At 65.1% G+C, this 19,195-nt stretch carries 19 protein-coding genes; 3 read left to right on the forward strand and 16 right to left on the reverse strand.

The window, feature by feature from the left end:
• The 9 genes from Q6D67_RS02770 to Q6D67_RS02810 all read right to left on the reverse strand — a co-directional run bounded on the left by Q6D67_RS02770 (nt 1) and on the right by Q6D67_RS02810 (nt 10,754).
• Nucleotides 1–1,320, reverse strand: a complete 1,320-nt coding sequence (locus tag Q6D67_RS02770) for an AarF/ABC1/UbiB kinase family protein (RefSeq protein ID WP_304704010.1) — start codon at nt 1,318–1,320, stop codon at nt 1–3.
• A complete protein-coding gene (locus tag Q6D67_RS02775; protein ID WP_304704011.1) occupies nt 1,317–2,711 on the reverse strand; it encodes an AarF/ABC1/UbiB kinase family protein in 1,395 nt (464 codons plus the stop codon). The genes Q6D67_RS02770 and Q6D67_RS02775 overlap by 4 nt, the downstream gene beginning before the upstream one ends.
• A 34-nt stretch (nt 2,712–2,745) precedes the next feature.
• A complete protein-coding gene (locus tag Q6D67_RS02780) occupies nt 2,746–3,888 on the reverse strand; it encodes an acyl-CoA dehydrogenase family protein (protein ID WP_304704012.1) in 1,143 nt (380 codons plus the stop codon).
• A gap of 11 nt (nt 3,889–3,899) precedes the next feature.
• A complete protein-coding gene (locus tag Q6D67_RS02785; RefSeq protein ID WP_304704013.1) occupies nt 3,900–5,105 on the reverse strand; it encodes an acyl-CoA dehydrogenase family protein in 1,206 nt (401 codons plus the stop codon).
• Between the two features lie 31 nt (nt 5,106–5,136).
• The gene (locus Q6D67_RS02790; RefSeq protein WP_304704014.1) at nt 5,137–5,775 is read right to left on the reverse strand and encodes a glutathione S-transferase family protein; all 639 of its coding nucleotides are present in this window, start codon (nt 5,773–5,775) and stop codon (nt 5,137–5,139) included.
• 1 nt (nt 5,776) lies between these two features.
• Nucleotides 5,777–6,949, reverse strand: coding sequence for an acyl-CoA dehydrogenase family protein (locus Q6D67_RS02795; RefSeq protein ID WP_304704015.1), 1,173 nt, complete (start codon nt 6,947–6,949; stop codon nt 5,777–5,779).
• Nucleotides 6,950–7,050: 101 nt separating this feature from the next.
• The gene (locus Q6D67_RS02800; protein ID WP_304704016.1) at nt 7,051–8,760 is read right to left on the reverse strand and encodes an aromatic amino acid hydroxylase; all 1,710 of its coding nucleotides are present in this window, start codon (nt 8,758–8,760) and stop codon (nt 7,051–7,053) included.
• Complete coding sequence (locus Q6D67_RS02805) at nt 8,757–9,233, reverse strand: MarR family winged helix-turn-helix transcriptional regulator (protein ID WP_304704017.1); 477 nt, start codon at nt 9,231–9,233, stop codon at nt 8,757–8,759. The genes Q6D67_RS02800 and Q6D67_RS02805 overlap by 4 nt, the downstream gene beginning before the upstream one ends.
• Nucleotides 9,234–9,323: 90 nt before the next feature.
• A complete protein-coding gene (locus tag Q6D67_RS02810; RefSeq protein ID WP_304704018.1) occupies nt 9,324–10,754 on the reverse strand; it encodes an amidohydrolase in 1,431 nt (476 codons plus the stop codon).
• A 105-nt stretch (nt 10,755–10,859) separates the two neighbouring features.
• Between Q6D67_RS02810 and Q6D67_RS02815 the strand changes: the two genes are divergently transcribed.
• The gene (locus Q6D67_RS02815) at nt 10,860–11,849 is read left to right on the forward strand and encodes a prenyltransferase (RefSeq protein ID WP_304704019.1); all 990 of its coding nucleotides are present in this window, start codon (nt 10,860–10,862) and stop codon (nt 11,847–11,849) included.
• Between the two features lie 67 nt (nt 11,850–11,916).
• Here Q6D67_RS02815 and Q6D67_RS02820 read toward each other — a convergent pair whose 3' ends face one another.
• Entirely contained in the window at nt 11,917–12,270 is a 354-nt protein-coding gene (locus Q6D67_RS02820) for a UrcA family protein (protein WP_304704020.1), read from the reverse strand.
• 247 nt (nt 12,271–12,517) lie between these two features.
• Here Q6D67_RS02820 and hemH point away from each other — a divergent pair, with 247 nt between their 5' ends.
• Nucleotides 12,518–13,600 carry a ferrochelatase gene (gene hemH / locus Q6D67_RS02825; RefSeq protein WP_304704021.1) on the forward strand — a complete coding sequence of 361 codons (1,083 nt, stop codon included), beginning with the start codon at nt 12,518–12,520 and terminating at the stop codon, nt 13,598–13,600.
• A gap of 7 nt (nt 13,601–13,607) precedes the next feature.
• Here the strand turns inward: hemH and Q6D67_RS02830 are convergent, their stop codons facing one another.
• From Q6D67_RS02830 to rplU, 6 genes are all read right to left on the reverse strand, one after another.
• Nucleotides 13,608–14,057: an isoprenylcysteine carboxylmethyltransferase family protein gene (locus Q6D67_RS02830; protein WP_304704022.1), complete on the reverse strand. Its 450-nt coding sequence runs from the start codon at nt 14,055–14,057 to the stop codon at nt 13,608–13,610.
• Between the two features lie 17 nt (nt 14,058–14,074).
• Entirely contained in the window at nt 14,075–14,953 is an 879-nt protein-coding gene (locus Q6D67_RS02835) for a ZIP family metal transporter (protein WP_304704023.1), read from the reverse strand.
• Nucleotides 14,954–14,962: 9 nt separating this feature from the next.
• The gene (gene proB / locus Q6D67_RS02840; RefSeq protein WP_304704024.1) at nt 14,963–16,090 is read right to left on the reverse strand and encodes a glutamate 5-kinase; all 1,128 of its coding nucleotides are present in this window, start codon (nt 16,088–16,090) and stop codon (nt 14,963–14,965) included.
• Nucleotides 16,090–17,280: an Obg family GTPase CgtA gene (gene cgtA, locus Q6D67_RS02845; RefSeq protein ID WP_304704025.1), complete on the reverse strand. Its 1,191-nt coding sequence runs from the start codon at nt 17,278–17,280 to the stop codon at nt 16,090–16,092. The genes proB and cgtA overlap by 1 nt, the downstream gene beginning before the upstream one ends.
• Nucleotides 17,281–17,399: 119 nt before the next feature.
• A complete protein-coding gene (rpmA, locus tag Q6D67_RS02850; protein ID WP_304704026.1) occupies nt 17,400–17,657 on the reverse strand; it encodes a 50S ribosomal protein L27 in 258 nt (85 codons plus the stop codon).
• A 15-nt stretch (nt 17,658–17,672) separates the two neighbouring features.
• Nucleotides 17,673–17,981, reverse strand: a complete 309-nt coding sequence (rplU, locus tag Q6D67_RS02855) for a 50S ribosomal protein L21 (protein ID WP_304704027.1) — start codon at nt 17,979–17,981, stop codon at nt 17,673–17,675.
• A gap of 249 nt (nt 17,982–18,230) precedes the next feature.
• On the opposite strand from rplU, the gene Q6D67_RS02860 reads away from it, so the two are divergent.
• Nucleotides 18,231–19,193 (forward strand): polyprenyl synthetase family protein, encoded by a 963-nt coding sequence (locus Q6D67_RS02860; protein ID WP_304704028.1) that lies wholly within the window; start codon nt 18,231–18,233, stop codon nt 19,191–19,193.
• Nucleotides 19,194–19,195 lie beyond the last annotated feature (2 nt).

Genomic DNA, 19,195 nt, shown 5'->3' on the forward strand with positions numbered 1-19,195 from the left:
TCAGGGCTTGAGCCGCTGCGCCATCAGTGCCCGCACATCCACCTTCGCCCCAAGGCGATTGGCGAGCACGAACATGCCCCCCAGCTTGCGGTGGAAATAGACCGCATGGGTGGGCGGCGCCTGCCAAAAGTCCCGGAATCCGGTCACCGACTGGCCCATTTCCATCAGTCGGGCCGGCATGTCGGAGGCGCCGAAATCGTAGGGGCCCTCCTGCCGCAGTGGCTCCAGCGCCAGCAGCAGCATGTCCAGCACCAGCTCCCGGTAGCGCGAGTCCGGTTCGCCCATGGAGTAGCCGACGCGCTCCGCCGCCCTGGCGGTGCCCTCCCGGTCGCCCGCCATCGCGGCCGCCGCCAGCTTGGCGTAGTCGCGGACGAAGGCGGCCTTGAACGGGCGGGTGGCGCCAAAATCGAGCAGCACGATTGCGCCGTCGCGCTCGCGATACTGGTAATTGGCAAAATTGGGGTCGGTCTGCACCAGCCGCAACTCGAACATTTCGGTCAACAGCAGCTCGATCAGGGCGCTCATGACCCGGTCGCGTTCGGCGGCCGGCTGCAGGGCCAGGGTCTCGATGGACTCGCCCTCGACGTAGGTCATGCCCAGAACATTGCGCCGGGTCAGGTCTGGCAACACCTCGGGCAGGACAAAGCGCTGGTCGTGGGCGAGGGCCTTGCGAAAGCGGTTGAGATATTTGGCTTCCTTGAGATAGTCGGCCTCGTCCTTGAGCTGGGCACGGGCGTCCAGCAACAGCGGCTCCAGGTCCAGGTGCCGCGGCAGCAGCCCCGACATCCGCAGCAGGGTGGCAATGTTGTCGACGTCGCTGTCTATGCTGTCGGCGACGCCCGGATACTGGATCTTGAGCACTGCGGCGCGGCCGTCGGGCGCGCGGATCCGGTGCACCTGCCCAATGGAGGCCGCTGCCAGGGGGCGCCACTCAAAGTCGAACAGCGCCGGGTCCCAGCCCGGGCCGAAGGCCTGCTGCAGGGCCTGCTGCAACTGCCTGACCGGCATCGACTCGGCATCGGCACGCAGCCGCGCCAGGATCTCCGCCAGCTCCCGCGGCAGCAGGTCGCCGGTATCCATGGACAGGATCTGGCCCAGCTTCATGGCGGCGCCGCGCATCCGCGCCAGCTGTTTGGTCACCCGGCGGGCATTGCCCGGAGTCAGCAGCAGGTCCCGCGCCTTGGGGCGCTTGCCCGCGCGCAGCTGGCGCTCGCCTTCCGCCAGCATGCCGCCGGCAACGCCACCAGCCAGACGCGCCATTCCCGCCAGCCGCCGCAGGCGCCCTGACGGCACTGCACTGGTATCGAACTGTTCCGTCATTCGCTGTTCTCCCGCCAGTGCCGGATATGCCGGCGCACCAGGTCGTGGGCATTGAACTCGGCGTCCAGCACCGCGATAAAGGTATACACCCCGGTCAGCTTGCGCGCAATCAGGGCAAAATCCCGCGACGGGGTGGTAAAGTCCAGCGATGCCGCGGAACTCGCCGCCGCCTTGCCGGCCCGCCGCAGCAGACGGGACCTGCCCCAGCAGTATTCACCCTTGTCATTCAGGTATTCAGCGGGCAGCTCGGCCGGGGGCCGCAGCGGTTCCAGCAGGCCGAGGCAGAAGTCAGTAAAGGATTCCCGGGCATGGACGCTGCTGTCGGCATCCAGGCAGTCGAGCCCGATCAGGCTCTCCAACAGGGCTTCCCGGTCCTGCTCCTGGCCGGCGGCGATGGCATTGCCGAGGTGGCGCAAAAATGTCTGCTCACAGCTCAGGGTGGAACCGAAGTCCAGCAGCACCAGTTCGTCGCTGCGCCGGCCGCTGCGGATCAGGTAGTTGCCGAAATTGGGATCGGTCTGCAACACGCCCCAGCGGTACAGCTCGTGAAACAACAGCTCCAGCATGTTGCGGCCCAGGGCGTTGCGGCGGCGCTGCGACAGCGCGGCCACTTCCGGGCGGTTGACCTGGTAGCCATCGATATATTCCAGCGCCAGCACATCGTCACTGCAGTAGCGCGGAAATCGCCTGGGAACATAGTAGGGGCTGCCGCTCGGGGTCGCGGTGTCCCGCGCCACCAGCTCCGCCACGGTGTCGCCCATCTGCGCCTCGTGCCGGTAGTCTATTTCCTGGTGCAGGTGTGCGCGCATGGACTCCAGCCAGTCGTCCAGCTCGCGGCCAGCCTTGACCCAGCGTGCCAGCAGCAACATGCGTACCACCGCATCGAAGTCGCTGTCGATCACCTCGCGCAGGCCGGGGTACTGCACCTTCAGGCAGATCTGCTCCCCGGTCGCGGTCACGGTAGCGCGATGGACCTGGGCCAGGGAGGCCGCCGCCAGTGCCTCATGTTCAACCTCGAGCTCTTCCAGGCGCGCGCCGAGACTGGCCCGCAGCTCTGGTTCTATCTCTTCCCAGGGCAGGGGCTCCGTCGCGGCGTTCAGTTCCTGCAGGGCTTCGGTCAGGGCGCGGGGGAGGAAGTGCTCGCCCAGGAGCGCGAACATCTGGCCGATCTTGACGTAGGTGCCCTTGAGCCTACCCAGCTCCGCCACGAAGCGACGCGCTTCCCTGCGGATAAACGGGGAATCCGCCGGCAGCTCCTCCTGCCCGTGAGGGCGCAGCCGCTGCAGGGCACCGTCAATGGCAAAGGCGCCGCCCGCGCGCAAGCCGGCCAGGGACACGGCCAAACCGCGCCCGAAGCTACCCTGCCGAATGCTGGATGATTTCTTGCTCATGGCCCTTGGTACGCAGCGCCGGTGCCGGTGGACGTCACCGGTCGAGGAGCAAACTGGCAAGCTGTTTGCGGTGGTGCTGGGCATCACCAAAGGCCTGCTGGGTCCACTGGGCCCGGCGCACATAGAGCTGGGCATCGCACTCCCAGGTGAAGCCCATGCCGCCGTGGAACTGGATCGCGCGATCACCGGCGAACTTGAGCGTCTCGGTGGCCTGGGTTTTGGCCATGCGGCAGGCGATTTCGGCATCGCGGTCGAGTGCGTCTTCGGTGAGCAGGGTCGCGGCGTGATAAACGAAGGAACGGGTTGAATCGACGCCGATCAGAATGTCCACGCAGGGATGCTTCAGGGCCTGATAGGAACCGATCAGCTTGCCGAATTGTTTGCGGGTCTTGAGGTACTCCACCGTAGTGTCGAGACAGGCCGCCGCACTGCCACCGGCCTCGGCCGCCACCAGCAGGGCGCCCAGCAGGCGCAGGTCGCGCAGTGCGCTGGCCACGCGAGGGCCGCGCACCACCGCAGCCTCCGCCACCTTGATAGCGCTGAAATCAATGGCCTGCGCGCGGCGAGTGCAATCGATGAGGCTGTGGTCGCGGCGTGCCGAGACGGGCACATCCGCGGCGGCAACCAGCACCAGCACCGGCTCGCCGGCCTGCTGTGCCACCACCACAAACCACTCCGCCACGGCCGCGTCCATGACCTGCTGTTTGCTGCCCTGCAGCACACCGTCGGCCCCCAGCTCGCAGCGAATGCGGCTGGCGCCCCAGTCGTGGCTGTCCAGCAGGGCCACGGTGGCGGGCGCACCGGCCGCCAGGGTCGCGAGCAGCGCATCCTCCGCCGGCGACTCCCGCGCCCGCAGCAGCAACTGGCTCGCCAACACGCTGCTCAGCAGCGGACCACCGAGCAGGGACCTGCCCATGGCCTCCATGACCGGCACCATCGCCGCGATGCCGAGACCGGAGCCGCCCACGGCTTCGGGCAGCGCCATGCCCGGCCAGCCCATGTCGACCATCTGCCGCCAGATCTCGGGGTCAAAGCCCTGCTCCGACTCCAGTAGCGCCCGCACCGCGGCAATAGTCGACTTGTCGCGGCAGAAGGAGCGCGCCACATCCAGGACCATGGCCTGGTCTTCGCTGAAGCTCAGCGCCGTACTGCCAAGAACAGATCCACTCACAGACATGCGCAGCGCTCCTATTTGGGCAGGCCGAGGATATGCTCGGCAATGATGTTGGCCTGCACCTGGCTGGTGCCGCCGCCAATGGTGGCAGAGAAGCTGTTCAGGTAGGCGCGCTGCCAGAACCCGCCCTGGCGCGAGTCCGCGTCCCCCACATAAAGACCGCCGTCGGCACCCTGCAGGTTGATCGCCAGCTGGCGCATGCGCCGGGTACTTTCGGTAAAGCGCAGCTTGTTGGACAGGGGCAGGGAGAACGGATAGTCCGTGGTCAACGGGCCGATACCCGCACGCCGGTCCCCGAGGACAACCGCCTTTTCCTCCATGATCAGCTGCACCAGCTGGTCGCGGACCGCCGGGTCCTGCAGCACCGGCGCGCCGTCACGCTCCACGTCCGCCAGCTGCTGGATCATGTCGTCAATGACAATGCGCACGAAGGCCAGGCCGCCGGCAGCACCGGCCTCGGCGCCGCGCTCGTACTGCAGGGTTTTCATGGCAATCTTCCAGCCCTGCCCCTCCTCGCCCATCAGACAGCTGGCGGGTATGCGCGCGTCGGTGAAAAAGGTCTCGGTAAAACCGTATTCCCCGGTCAGCTTGCGGATCGGCCGCGGGTCGATTCCCGGCACCTGCATCGGCGCCAGGAAGAAGGACAGGCCATCGTATTTGCGCTCCGCCGCCGGGTTGGTGCGGGCCAGCAGGATCATGTATTTGGCGAAGTTGCCCATGGTGGTCCAGATCTTGGTGCCGTTGATGACATAGTCGTCACCGTCGCGCACCGCCCGGGTCTGGGCGTTGCCCAGGTCGGAACCGTGATCCGGTTCGGAGAAGCCCTGGCACCAGATATCCTCGCCGGTCAGGATGCCCTTGAGATAGCGGGCTTTCTCCTCCTCGGTGCCAATGTCATTGATCAGCGGGCCAGCCCAGCCGAGGCCAATAACGTTGAAGCAGATCGGCACCGCCTGGCGGCGCATTTCCTGATCGGCGATGGACTGGAATACCGGGTCCACCCCCTGGCCGCCGTATTGTTTGGGCCAGGCCATACCCAGGTAGCCCGCATTCCAGACCTTGTGTTGCCACGCGCGGAGGAAGTCGAGTTGCTGCTCGCTGCCGACCTCCATGAAGGACTGAGGCAGCAGAAAACCCGGATCCGCCGGCTTGTTGGCCTGCAGCCAGGCCGAAACTTCCTGGCGGAAGGCTTGCTTGTCCTGTTCGGAAACCGTGCTCACAGCTTACTCCTTGTCCTGAAAGTCATTCGGGTCACACCACATCCGGCAGCACCAATGGCTCGCCGTGGGCGTTGGCGCGCTGGAAGGCCGGACGTGCCATCAGGCGCTCCAGGTAAGCCTTGGTCGCGGGCTGGTAATACTTGTCCAGATGCAGGATGGAGCCCAGGAACAGGGCATAACCCACCGCAATATCCGCAATGGTGAAATGGTCCGCCACCAGGTACTCGTGCGCTGCAACCCGGTCATCAACGCGGCGCAGGCGGGCGCGAAACCATTTTGCGTAATCGTCGGCGACTGCGCGTTTGGCCGGATCTTGCTCGAAAAAGTAATAGCGCAGGGCAATGGTCTGGGGAAAGGTCAGGGTGGCGTCGCTGTGATGCAGCCAGTTCAGGTAGGCGCCGTAGTCCACGCCCTCCGGCCTCAGGGCGAGGTCACCCGCCCGGTCTGGATAGCGGTCCACGAGATACTGGCAGATACCCGCGGACTCGGTCATTTCCGTGGCGCCGTCGACAAAGAACGGTACCGTTCCCAGGCTGTTGACCTGCAAAAAGTCGGGCTGCATCACCCGCGGCGGGAAGGGCAGCACTTCCAGTTCATAGTCCAGACCCATCTCCTCCAGGGTCCACAGGGGGCGCAGGGAGCGGGCCCCGGCGCAGTGCCACAGTTTCATCTCAGACTCCGTACTGGCGGGCGGCCAGGTCACGCATGATTTCCTCGGAGCCACCGCCAATGGCGTTGACCCGCACCTCGCGGTAGATCCGCTCCACCCGGCTGCCGCGCATGAAGCCGATGCCGCCGAGGATCTGCATGGCCTCGCGGGCACAGAATTCCACGGTTTCACTGGCCTGTACCTTGAGCAGGGCAATATCCCCGGGGTTGGGATTGCCCGCTTCGATCGACTCGAAACAGAGCCGGATATAAGCCTGGGTGGCGTTGATCTTCTGCTTCATCTGGGCAATCTTGTGGCGGATCACCTGGTGGTCCGCCAACCTCTTGCCAAAGGTCTGGCGCTCCTGCGCCCAGGCCACCGCCTCCTCCAGGCAGACCCGCGCCATGGCCTCCATGCCAGCGGCCATGGCCATGCGCTCGCCATTGAAGTTGGTCATGATGACCAGGAAGCCCTGGTTTTCCGGACCGATCAATTGGTCTGCCGGCACCCGTACATTGTCGAAGTACAGGGTGGCGGTGTCCGAGGCCCACCAGCCCTGCTTGCGCTCCAGCGGGGTGCGGGAAAAGCCGTCGGCATCGGTGGGGATCAGCAGCATGGAGATGCCCCTGGCACCCGGACCACCGGTGCGCACCGCGGTGGATACCCAGTTGGCGCGCATGCCGCCGGTAATGTAGGTCTTGGAGCCGTTGACGACATAGTGGTCGCCGTCGCGCACCGCGGTGGTGGCCAGGCTGGCCACATCGGAGCCGCCGCCGGGCTCGGTAATACCCAGGGCGATGTGCTTTTCCCCCGCCAGCACCGCCGGCGCCACCGCCTGCTGCATGGCCTCGGAGCCCCAGTTGATTACCGGCGGCAGGCCGATACCGTGCACCATCAGGCTGGCGGGAATGCCCCCGGCACCGATGCGGGCCAGCTCCTCCTGGGTGATCCAGCTGTGCCAGCTGTCGATACCCTCTCTAGTGCCACCATAGGCCTCTGGATAACCCAGACCCAGCAGCCCGATCGCCGCCGCCCTGGGCCACAGCTGGATGGGAATATGGCCGGCCTCATCCCAGGCGTCCGCATGCGGCATGATCTCGGCATCGATGAAACGGCGCAGCTGGGTACGCCAGGCCTCGTGCTCCGCGGTAATGTGGGGGTTAGGCAGGCGTGCACTGTCAAAATCCAGTGACATGGTCCCTCTCTGGGTAGTGTTTTTGTGCGGGGGCCTATCTTAGTGGAAGCTGGCACGGGATGCATGCGTAAAACGGCGGCGCCGGGGGCGCCGCGGGATGTTCAGGCCGCGGCCTCCAGCGCCAGACCAATCACCTCCCGCAGATCCTCGCGTGCGTCTGCGATGCGCTGCAGATCTGCCAGTGCGCCCTGGCGCAAAGCCCCGTCCACCGCGGTACCGGCGGCCAGCACCTCAACCCGCAACAGCCACTCGTCGGGGTAGGCGGCTAGCCCGGTGGCGAGGTCCGCAGCCCCGGCGCCCGCCGCCAGGTCGGCCAGCTGTCGGTACAGCTCCTGCAGGGTGGCATCCGCCGCCGGCCGCACCGCGGCCGTGACGGGTACAGCCTTGTACAGCTGATACCGCTCCCGGTCCGCGGTGCCGCCATAGACAGAGTCAATGAACGCGCCCACCGCCATGTCGTACTGCCCCCAGGCCGGCTCAAACAGGATCCGGCCCTGCAGGTCCGTGACCGTGCAGTCGGCGAAGCTGAGTAACAGGTTCCGCTGGTCCTGCCGCAGTACATGCTGCAGCCGACCCCGGACGGTGATGCCAGAGAGAAATTCGAGCACCACAGGCTCGCCGATCACGATATGGTGAGCCCTGAGTTCGTCCACCGAATACTCCGAGAGACAGCGACTGAAGTCCTTCAGCCTGCCCACCGGCGAGCCGAAGCCCTCGGCATGGGCAGCGGTGCCGTGGCCGTAGATCTCCGTATCCCGCCAGGCCAGCTGGGTGGGCCCGGTGGTTTGCAAATATACCGCCTTGCCCACCGAGTCGCACAGCACTTCCACGAACTGACCGCTGACCTGAACTCCGGAATCGTAGCGGGCGGTGCAGACGGTGCCCGCTGCAATCGCCTTGCGCAGGGACTCCGCCCCGCCGCGCTGAAAACACATGGCGGCGGCAAATTCCTCCAGCACCTGGCTCAGATGACGGCAGCTCTTGCTGACAAACAGTTGCGGCTGCTCGCGGGTGATGTCGTAGGGGACGGTCACCGCGTCCACGGTCAACGGCAGCTTTCTGACCTGCTGGTCATCCAGGCAGTGGCGGCTTTCGCCGAGGGAAGACAGCAGACCGGCGCCAAATATGTGGTAGTCCTCCAGCTCTCCCACCAGACCGTACTCCACCGTCCACCAGTGCAGCCGGGTCAGCAGGGCAGCCTCGGAGGGCTCCTCCGTTACCGCCATGGCCTCTTCCAGCGCCAGCTCCGCCGCGGCGATATCTGCCGCGGTGCTGGCGGGGGCCTCCTTGACCATCGACAGGTGGCGCACGGCTTCGTACTGGACGAAGTCCTGGTGGGTGGCAATGGCTTTCATGCCGATTTCGCCGAACCGCTGCAGGAACTCGGCGTAGTCGACATCGACCAGAAACGGGGCGTGGCCGGCTGATTCGTGCACGATATCCGGCGCCGGCGTATAGAAAATGTGCTCGACGCTGCGCATTTCCAGCGCGATCACCAGGACTTTCAGCGCCTGGAATTCCATGAAGATCGCCGGCGGAATAAAGCCGTCCACGACCACCGCCCGCCAACCCAGTTGCGCCAGGCAGGCGTTCATTTCATCTACGGACGGGATGTGATCGAGAGCGATGCCCGTGCGGGCCAGCCCCTCCAGGTAAACCGGGTGGGCAGTGTCGCGCAGGCGCCGGGTGAGCTGACGCATGATGAAGCGCCAGACTGCCTGGTCCCGGGGGGTGTATTGAGCGTATTCCTGCAGCTGCACAAACGGGCGCAGATGGGCCGGCAGACTGGCGACAATCTCCTGCTGGGTCATGGCGTGTTCCGGTCGCTGAGAGCCGGTTTTTCCGGCATGCCGGCCAGCTGTAGCTCCAGCTTGTCGATCAGGGCGAACAGGGTGTCCCGCTCCGCCGGCGCAAGTGGCGCCAGCAGCGACTGCTCCCAGGCCAGGGCCTCGGGCTCAATGCGCCGGTAGAGATCGGCTCCTGCGGCACTCAGACTCAGCAGTGCGGCGCGGCTGTCGCGTGCACAGGGCCGGCGTTGCAACAGGCTGCAACCCTGCAGGCCGGCCACCGCCCGCGAGACCCGCACCTTGTCCATGCTGGTGAGCTCACCGATCTGCTTTGCCTGCAGCTCGCCGTACTCCGCCAGGGTCACCAGCACCCGCCACTCCGCGATGCTGATACCAAAGCGCTCGGTGTAGATGCGCGACAGCGACACGCTGATCTTGCGCGCCAGCGTGTTGCAGCGGTAGGGGAGAAATCGGGTCAGGCTTAGAGCGGGTTGCATGCAGGCCCTGCGGAACAGACGTGTCGTGCGAGTATAGCCCTGCGGGCAACTGGTTTCAAAAGTAACCAGTTGCCCGAAAGTGGCGCGACCTCAGCGACGATAGTCCAGCGGTGGCTCGCGGTCGCCCAGCAGCGCCTCGTAGTCGAAGTCCGCTCCGCGGCGCTGCTCGAATTCCTCGCGGGCTGCCCGCAACAGTTCCGGCTGCAGGAACAGATCGGTAGCGGTCAACGCCATGGTCTTGGCCGCCACCAGCATCCCCTTGGTACCGATCGCGGTGCCCCCGGCCGAAATCGCCTGCCAGGTGTGGGGCGCAGTCCCCGGCACCCAGGTTGCGGCGCGCATCTCGACAGTCGGGACCGTCCAGCTGACATCGCCGACGTCGGTGGAGCCCATGCCCTGCACCTGGCTCATGGGTTCAATCCGTGCAGCGGCAGCGGCCAGGTCCGTTTCGCGGCTGGCCAGCGATTCCGCCAGCTCATTGGCAAAAGCCAGGTCCGCCGGGTCATAGGCAACCCCGCCCACCTCGGTCAGACGCCGGTGCATGGCCGTTGCCAGGGTCTCATTGGGCAGCACACTGTGATTGCCGTGTATCACTTCCATCTCCAGCTCGGTTCCGGTGCCGAGCGCCGCCGCCTCAGCCGTCGCGACCAGGCGCTCCCAGAGCTGTTTCAGAATGTCGGCCTGCGGATGGCGCAGGTAATAGAAGGATTCGGCAAAATCCGGCACTACATTCGGGGCCGAGCCACCACTGGTGATCACGTAGTGCATACGCGCTTCCTGCGGCAGGTGCTCCCGCATCAGGTTGGCCATGAAATTCATCGACTCTACCGCGTCCAGCGCGGAGCGCCCGCGTTCCGGCGCCACCGCTGCGTGGGAAGCGACGCCGCGGAACCGGAACTTGGCCGACTTGTTGGCGAGCGTGGTCGCGATATCGGCGGCGTTGCGGTCAGACGGATGCCAGACCAGCACGGAGTCGACATCATCAAACAAACCGGCGCGCACCATATACACCTTGCCGGAGCCACCCTCTTCCGCCGGGGTACCGTAGAGCCGCAGGGTGCCCTCGATATTGTTCGCTTCCATCCAGTGACGCACCGCCACCGCCGCCGCGGTCGAGCCGGCACCGAACAGGTGATGGCCACAGGCGTGGCCACTGTGCTTGTCCGGGTGGGGCTCACGGCGCGGCGCCGCGGTCTGGGAAATACCCGGCAGAGCGTCAAACTCCGCGAGGATTCCGATCACTGGCTCACCCGAGCCATAGCTGGCCACAAACGCCGTAGGCAGGCCAGCCACCCCGGTCTCAATGCGGAAATCAGCCGCCTCCAGGGTTTGCTGCAGCAGCGCACTGCTCTCGGTCTCCTGATAGCCCAGCTCCGCCTTGTCCCAGAGCGCCAGGGCCAGTTCGGCATACTGCTCCTGTTCCCGGTCCAGCCAGGCGAGAATGTCTTCGTCGTCCAGCGCCATCACCGCGCCGGGCAACAACAGCAGGCTCAGGGCCAGTGCTCGCAATATCTGTGTCATACAAAGTACCTTCGGTGTCCAGCTCAGATGAGCACCTTACCATCGCCTGACCGCGAATGCCTGCTATGCTGCGCAGGTCAGGGGGAAACGATCAGGACACTGTCAGTGCCAGACATCAAGCTGTGGGCGGCTGCGCTCAATGGAATGCCCGGAGTCAACGCCACCCAGTGGCAGCGGCTGGACCCCGTGTCACGCTGGTTGCTGGCCTGTCGGGCTTCGGTGCTGTTCATGACCCTGACCGCAGCCATGCTGGGCGGCTTGCTGGCCTGGAGGGATGGGCAGTTCGATGTCCTGCTGTGGCTGGCCTGCGCCCTGGGCCTGATGTTTGCCCACGCCAGCAATAATCTTCTCAACGATTACACCGACTCCCGCCGCGGTATCGACCGCAACAACTACTACCGCAACCAGTACGGCGTGCATGTACTGGAAGACGGCTTGATGAGCGAACCCCAGTTCTGGCGCTATTTCGCCTTTACCGCCGCGATCGCCCTGGGCGTTGGCCTGTGGCTGGTCAGTGTGCGCAGCGGACCGACTCTGGCCCTGATGTTGGCGGGCACTTTCTTCGTGCTGTTTTACACCTGGCCTCTGAAATACATCGGCCTGGGCGAGCCCTCGGTTTTGCTGGTCTGGGGTCCACTGATGGTGGGCGGCACCTATTTCGTGGTCGCAGGCAGCTGGAGCAATGAAGTGGCGTGGCTGAGCCTGGTGTTCGCCCTGGGGCCAACCACTGTGTTGTTTGGCAAGCACACCGACAAGCTGGCCGCGGACCGCGACAAGTCCGTGCGCACCTTGCCCGTCATTCTCGGCGAACGCCGGGCACGGCGGGCAACGATGGGACTGCTACTGGCCCAGTACGGGCTGACCCTGGGGCTGGTGCTCGCGGGCACCTTCAGCTGGCCACTGCTGCTGGTGTTTGCCAGCTTGCCCAGCCTGCATCGCAACCTGCAGCTGCTGCGCCACCCCAAGCCGGAAAGTCGCCCCGGGCACTACCCGGAAAAGCTCTGGCCACTCTGGTTTTCCGCCGCCTGCTTCCGCCACACCCGCCACTTCACGCCTCTGTTCCTGCTCGGGGTTGTGCTCGACACCCTGCTGTAACAGGAACAGGGAGCCACCCGGGGATGGCTCCCTGGAAATCCCGCCAGGGGTAGCGGGAGAACAGCGTTTACTTGCTTATGCTGGCGATCTGGCCGGCGTTCACCTGGGCCAGGGCGCCTGCCACGGCTGATTTCTGGCAAGCCCTGTTATTGGCGGCGACCCGGATGCTCCCGGCAACGCGGTAATCTGTCGGACCGCAGACTTCGCGGGCGGCCTGGCTCAGACGGCCATGCAGCGCGTCCCGGCCCTCGACTGAAGACAGATTGAGGTCCGCGACGGATACGCTGGCAGTGCGGGTTTCCATGCCGTGCGCCTGCACCAGGGTGGCTTCCTGATAGCTGCCGGCCATGGCGGATGCTGCCAGACAGCTGCCAAGGCTGAGGACGAGGGCTGCGATACGATTGTTGATTTGAGTTTTCATGATGCTCTCCTTACCGGATAGTGTGGTTGTGGTGCTGCGGGACTGACGATCCGGTCGTTAATCGTTGTCCTTGGAACAGAGATTAGGTAAGACGGGAGGTCACCGAAAGCGGCTTTCGGTGACTGGCGCAAAAGCAGCGGCGAACTGCACTAATCCAGCGATGAACGGTTCGCGTAATCACTGGCTATCCGCTCCGGCGCATCTCTTTGCTTGGCTTTAAGCAGCACTCACAGGATAATGCGGCCCCATGCGCTATCGTGGAACCAACGACTACAATCACCGCCAGCCGCCGCGGATCGGCGTCCTGGTGACCAACCTGGGCACGCCCGATGCGCCGGAAAAGGGTGCCCTGCGGCGTTACCTGCGTGAGTTCCTGTCGGACCCGAGAGTCGTGGAGGTGCCGCGCCTGATCTGGTTCGTGATCCTGCATGGCATCATCCTCAATGTACGCCCGGCGCGCTCCGCAGCCGCCTACAGCTCGGTCTGGACCCCGGAGGGCTCGCCACTGCTGCTGCATACCCGCGCCCAGGCCGAGGCGCTGCAGGCCAGGCTGACCGCACAGTACGGTGACACGGTGCAAGTCGAATACGCGATGCGCTACGGCTCCCACTCCATCCCGGAGCAATTGCAATCCCTGCTTGCGCGCGGTGTCCAGCGCCTGGTAGTGCTACCCCTGTACCCGCAGTACAGCGGCCCCACCACGGGCTCCACATTCGATGCACTGGCGGCGGATTTCCGGGGCCGGCGCTGGCTCCCGGAGCTGCGCTTTGTGGCTCAATACCACGACCATCCCGCCTACATTGATGCCCTCGCCGCATCCGTGCGCAGCCACTGGCAGCAGCACGGGCGCGCGGACCGGCTGCTGATGTCCTATCACGGTGAACCCCAGCGCTACCTCGAGCAGGGCGACCCCTATCACTGTCAATGCCACAAGACCAGCCGCCTGCTGGCCGAGGCCCTGGGGCTGAGCGGCGAGGATTACCTGACCTGCTTCCAGTCCCGCTTCGGCCGCGAGCCCTGGCTGACGCCCTACACGGATGAAACCCTGCAGGAACTGCCTGCCAAGGGTATCCGCTCGGTGCAGGTGATCTGTCCGGGCTTCTCAGCGGACTGCCTGGAGACGATCGAAGAGATCGGGGTGGAAAACCGGGATTACTTTCTGGGGGCGGGGGGTGAGCGCTACGAATATATTCCCTGCCTGAACAGCGAGCCGGGCCATATTGATGCCCTCTCCGCCATTATTGACCAGCAGATCAGTGGCTGGTTGCCATTGAGCGTCGATCCCGATGCCACCCAGTCACGGGCGGTTGCCATGGGCGCCAGCCGCTAACAGAGCGCTACAGCCAGCGCCGCACCCGCTGCCGATAGGCGGGATACTCCTGCGGAAACAAACCCGCGAGCAGCTCTTCCTCCGGGCGTATGTAGCGCCACTCAACAATGGCCATGAACAGCGGCGGTATCAGCAGCGCCGTGGCGGCACCCACCGTCACCGCAGAGCCCAGCAGGATGGCGGCCATGCCGAGGTACATGGGGTTGCGGGTATAGCGGTAAACCCCGCCAGTGACCAGGGCTGAAACGTCGCGAAAGGGGATCATGTCGGTGCCGGCGCGCTTGAACAGGCCGCCGGCAAATACCAGCAGCGCCAGACCCGCCACCAGGATCGCACCGCCAAGCAGCTGGCTGGTCAGACCGGTGAAGCGCAGCCCCGGATAGAACTCATTGAGAGCGAAAATTGCCACGATGCCGAAAACCAGCCACATGGGCGGATAAATTATACGCTTTACCACCAATTCCTCCTTAGTGTTCAGCCTCCATGCAGGTGGGCGCTGGCGGGCTCAATAACGCCGATGGCGTAGGCGAGCATGATACCGGCCACGAACGCCAGCGTCAGCTTGCCGCGGTCGTGACTGTGAAAGTGCACTTCCGGCAGCAGGTCGCTGAGGGCGATGCAGATGAATGCGCCGGCGGAAAATGCCAGCGCAATCGCGACCGTATAGTGGCGCGCATCGCCCAGCAGGTCCACCCCGAAGTAAAACAGCAGCGCCCCCAGCGGACACAGCAGGGCAAAACCGATATTGGCCAGAGCCCGGGAGCGGCGGTTCCAACCCCCGGCCTCCATGATTGTGGTAATGGACATGGCATCCAGCGGCTTGTGCAGCAGAATCGCCAGGAACACGCCCACTCCGAGCAAGCCCGCCGTCTGCCCCAGCTCCCCCTGCATGGCGGCCCCCAGAGCGACACCATCGATCAGGGTGTGCACCCCCAGACCGAGGGCAAGGCCGACCCAGCTCAGGCGGTGGGCGGCGGGCGTTGCCGCGTCAGGGTGGTGATGGCCTTCGCCACCGTGCTCGTCGCCATGCGCGTGCTGAGCGTGATGCCCTGCCTCTGCCGCACTGAAATCATGCTGGTGGAAATGGAACATGCGCAGCAGCATAAGCATGGTGATCAGACCGATCATCAGCCACCAGACGGAGCGGTCCACACCCTGCGCCGTCGGTTGCAGCGCAATGCTGTGCGGCAACAGATGGTAGAACGCCACCCCCAACATCAGGCCGGACACAAAGCTCATGACCAGCTGGGTGCGGGTGTGCGTCATCCGCACCCAGTTTGGTAGCAGACCACCCGCCAGGGAGAGCAGGGCGATCGCGACACAGTAGACGGTGAGGAGAATTTCAGGGCTCATCAGCATGGCCTAGCACAGCACCAGGTTGTCGCGATGAATCAGTTCTTCATCGCCCTGGTAGCCCAGTACCTGCTCGATCGCCGCCGAGGGCTGGCCCATGATGCGGCGGGTATCGTCGGCACCGTAGTTGACCAGCCCGCGAGCCACTTCGCGTCCCTCCGGGCAGCGACAGGAAACCATGTCTCCGCGCTGGAAGCGGCCGGACACGCCGCGCACGCCGACGGGCAACAGGCTGCGGCCGGACTCTCGCAATACCCGCACCGCACCCGCGTCCAGCTCCACGCTGCCGGCAATCTGCACCATTCCCGCCAGCCACTGCTTGCGGGCATTCTGCGGCTGCTTGCCGGTGCGCAGCCAGGTGCCGACGATGCCCCCCGCAGCCACCTCAGCCACCACGTCCGGGTGGCGGCCGCTGGCAATCACGGTTTCCGTACCCGACCGGGCGGCCAGCCGGGCAGCCCGCAGTTTGGTGATCATGCCGCCGCGCCCCAGCGCAGCGCCCTCGCCCGCCATGGCGTCCAGGGTGACATCGTGAACATCCCGGGTTTCCACCAGCGCGGCAAAGGGGTTCATGCGCGGGTCTTCCTCATAGAGACCCTGCTGGTCGGTGAGCAGCAACAGGGCGTCGGCGTCTATCAGGTTGGCAACCAGGGCCGCCAGGGTGTCGTTGTCGCCGAAACGGATTTCATCAGTGACCACCGTGTCATTTTCATTGACGATGGGCACCACTCCCAGGCGCAGCAGGGTGGTCAGCGTACCGCGGGCATTCAGATAGCGGTCGCGCGCGGTGATGTCATCGTGGCCCAGCAGTATCTGCGCCGAGGCGATGTCATAGCCCCGAAATGCGGTTTCATAGCTCTGGATAAGCGCTGACTGGCCCACCGCGGCGGCAGCCTGCAGTTCGTGCAATTGCGACGGGCGGCGAGGCCAGCCCAGGCGCACAATGCCCGCGGCGACTGCGCCGCTGGAGACCAGCACCACCTCCGCGCCGCCGGCCCTGAGAGAGGCAATCTGCGCCACCAGGCTGCCGATCATGGCGCCGTCCAGGCCGCGGCCGTCGTTGGTCAGCAAGGCGCTGCCAACCTTGATCACCCAGCGCCGGGCAGCGACAATTTCTGTGCGCGCAGCGGTGCTCATCAGTGCACGTATTCCACTTCCACGTCGTCGTCATCGTCTTCATCATCGTCGCTGTCGTCGCCAGCGGCGGCACGTCGATACTGGGCGCGCAGGGCCTCGATCCGCTCCCGCGCTTCCTGCTGCATGCGCGCCTGCTGCTGGGCCTCGGCCTCGGCCACCTCCGGGTCGGTCTGTTCGCGGGCCTTCTGCTGCTCCAGCGCAACCATCAGGTCCTGGCACAGCCGTGTGGTGCCCTCGCCGCTGATCGCCGCCGTCTCGTACACCGGTCCTTCCCAGGACAGGGCTTCCAGCAGCGCTGCGCGACGCGGGGCCAGTTCGCCCTCGGGCACGAGGTCTATCTTGTTCAATACCAGCCAGCGCGGGCGCGAGGCCAGGGTCGGGCTGAACCGCTGCAACTCCTGCACGATCGCAACCGCCGCGTCCACCGGCTCGCTGCCATCCACCGGCGCCATGTCCACCAGATGCAGCAGAATCCGGTTGCGGGTCAGGTGCTTGAGAAAGCGGATCCCCAGGCCGGCGCCGTCGGAGGCCCCCGCAATCAGGCCGGGGATGTCCGCGACCACGAAGCTGCGGTGGGAATCCACCTTGACCACGCCCAGGTTGGGCACCAGGGTGGTAAAAGGATAGTCTGCCACTTTCGGCCGGGCGGCGGACACCGCGCGGATGAAGGTGGACTTGCCGGCATTGGGCAGGCCCAGCAGGCCGACGTCCGCCAGCACCTTGAGCTCCAGCTTCAGCGAACGCTGCTCGCCTTCGGTGCCCGGGCTGGTCTGGCGCGGCGCCCGGTTGGTACTGGACTTGAAGCGGGCGTTACCCAGCCCGTGCCAGCCACCCTGGGCCACCACCAGGCGCTGGCCGTGTTCCGATAGATCCCCCAAAACCTCGGCGCTGTCCTCGTCGATGATGGTAGTCCCCACCGGCACCCGCAGCACGAGGTCTTCCCCGCCCTTGCCGGTGCAGTTGCGGCTCTTGCCGGATTCGCCGTTCTCGGCCCGGTAGCTGCGCACAAAGCGGTAGTCCACCATGGTGTTGAGGCCCTCATCGGCTTCCATGATGACACTGCCGCCGTCGCCGCCGTCGCCGCCATCGGGTCCGCCGCGGGGCACATACTTTTCCCTGCGGAAGCTGAGGCAGCCATTGCCGCCGTTGCCCGCAAACACCTTGATGCTTGCTTCATCTACAAATTTCATGGCCCTGCCATTGCACCCTGTGCCGGGCGCGCCATCGCGCCCGCGGGTTGCCTGTAAGTATAAAAAAAAAGCCCCGTCAGTTGACGAGGCTTTTATATCCACTCTATGCAACCGCCCGATCAGGCGCTCACAACCTGAACGAACTTGCGGCTGTTGGGACCCCTGACCACAAATTCGACCCGGCCTTCGGCCGTGGCGAACAGAGTATGGTCCCTGCCGCAGCGAACGTTGTCGCCGGGGTGGAAGCGGGTGCCGCGCTGACGCACGATAATGTTGCCTGCCTTCACCACTTCACCGCCAAAGCGCTTGACGCCAAGGCGTTTGCTTTCGGAATCGCGTCCGTTGCGGGTACTGCCGCCTGCTTTCTTGTGTGCCATTGTCGCTAGCCTCCGTTACGCCGTAATGCCGGTGATTTTCACTTCGGTAAACCACTGGCGATGCCCGGTTTCTCTCCGATAGTGCTTGCGGCGGTTGAACTTCACAATCTTGATCTTCTTGTGGCGCCCGTGACTGACCACCTCGGCCGTCACCTTGCCACCGTCGACCAGGGGGGTACCGATCCTGACCTGGTCGCCGCCAACCATCAGCACCCGGTCGAATTCAACCGTGTCACCGGTGGCCGCTTCAATTTTTTCCAGCTTGAGGGTTTCGCCCTCAACCACGCGGTGCTGCTTGCCGCCGCTCTCGATTACTGCGTACATTGTACTCTCCGTTGAGTTAGCCTGCTCGCGGTCTCAAAAAAACCCTGTTAAATCAAGGGGGCAGAGCCAGGCACTAACAGTGTTGATGAACCCCGGAGATATCTGGCCAATGCACGATAGCCTCCGAAGGGCGGCGATTTTACTCAAAGCCGGCGTTGTGGGCAAGGTTTATTTCCCTCTCACAGCAGCAGCTTGACACCCTTGCCGGTGCACCCTAGCATGCCCGGGCACTTATCAAGCCAGCAGACTATGCAACGCATTCGCGCCACCGTCTCAGGGGAATTCGAACGGGTCAACCGGCTGATCATCGACCAGCTCCAGTCCAATGTCCCCATGGTCGAAAACGTCGGCCACTATATTGTCGACGCGGGCGGGAAGCGGCTGCGCCCATTGCTGGCCCTGCTCACCGGTGCCGCCCTGGGTGGTTGCCGCTCCGAGCACATCACCTTCGCCGCGGTCATCGAATTCATCCACACCGCGACCCTGCTCCACGACGATGTGGTCGATGTCTCCGAGCTGCGGCGCGGCCGGCCCACAGCCAACGCCACCTTCGGCAATGCGCCCAGCGTACTGGTCGGCGACTTCCTCTATACCCGCGCCTTCCAGCTGATGGTGGAATTGCAGGACATGAACATCCTGCGCTACATGGCAGACACCACCAACACCATTGCCGAGGGCGAGGTCCTGCAGTTGGCGCGAGCCGGCAATCCCGACACCAGCGAACAGGATTACCTGGACATTATCACCCGCAAGACGGCGGTGCTGTTTGCCGCCGCCTGCTATGGCGCCGCGGTCCTCGGCGGCAGCGATACGGCCAGATCAGAGCAGATGGCTACCTTCGGCCTGCGCCTGGGCCTCGCCTTCCAGATGGTCGACGACATGCTGGACTATGAAGGCGATGCCGCGACCATGGGCAAGAATGTCGGTGACGACCTGAGCGAGGGCAAGCTCACCCTGCCCCTTATCCACGTACTGCGTTGCGGCAACGACGAAGAACAGGCGCTGGTGCGGCGCGCAATCACGGAAAAGACGGCAGCAGACATCGCTGGCATTGTCGCCGCGATCGGCCGCTGCGGCGCCGCGGATTACACCCGCAAACGGGCCCGCGAACACCACGACCTGGCCCTGGCAGCGCTCACCGGGCTGCCACCGGGGCCCGCCCTGGACGCATTGCACGCCCTCACCCGTCTGTCGCTTGAGCGGGACCACTAGCC

Origin of the sequence: Haliea sp. E1-2-M8, assembly GCF_030649675.1 — a bacterium.
Taxonomy (GTDB): Bacteria; Pseudomonadota; Gammaproteobacteria; order Pseudomonadales; family Halieaceae; genus Haliea.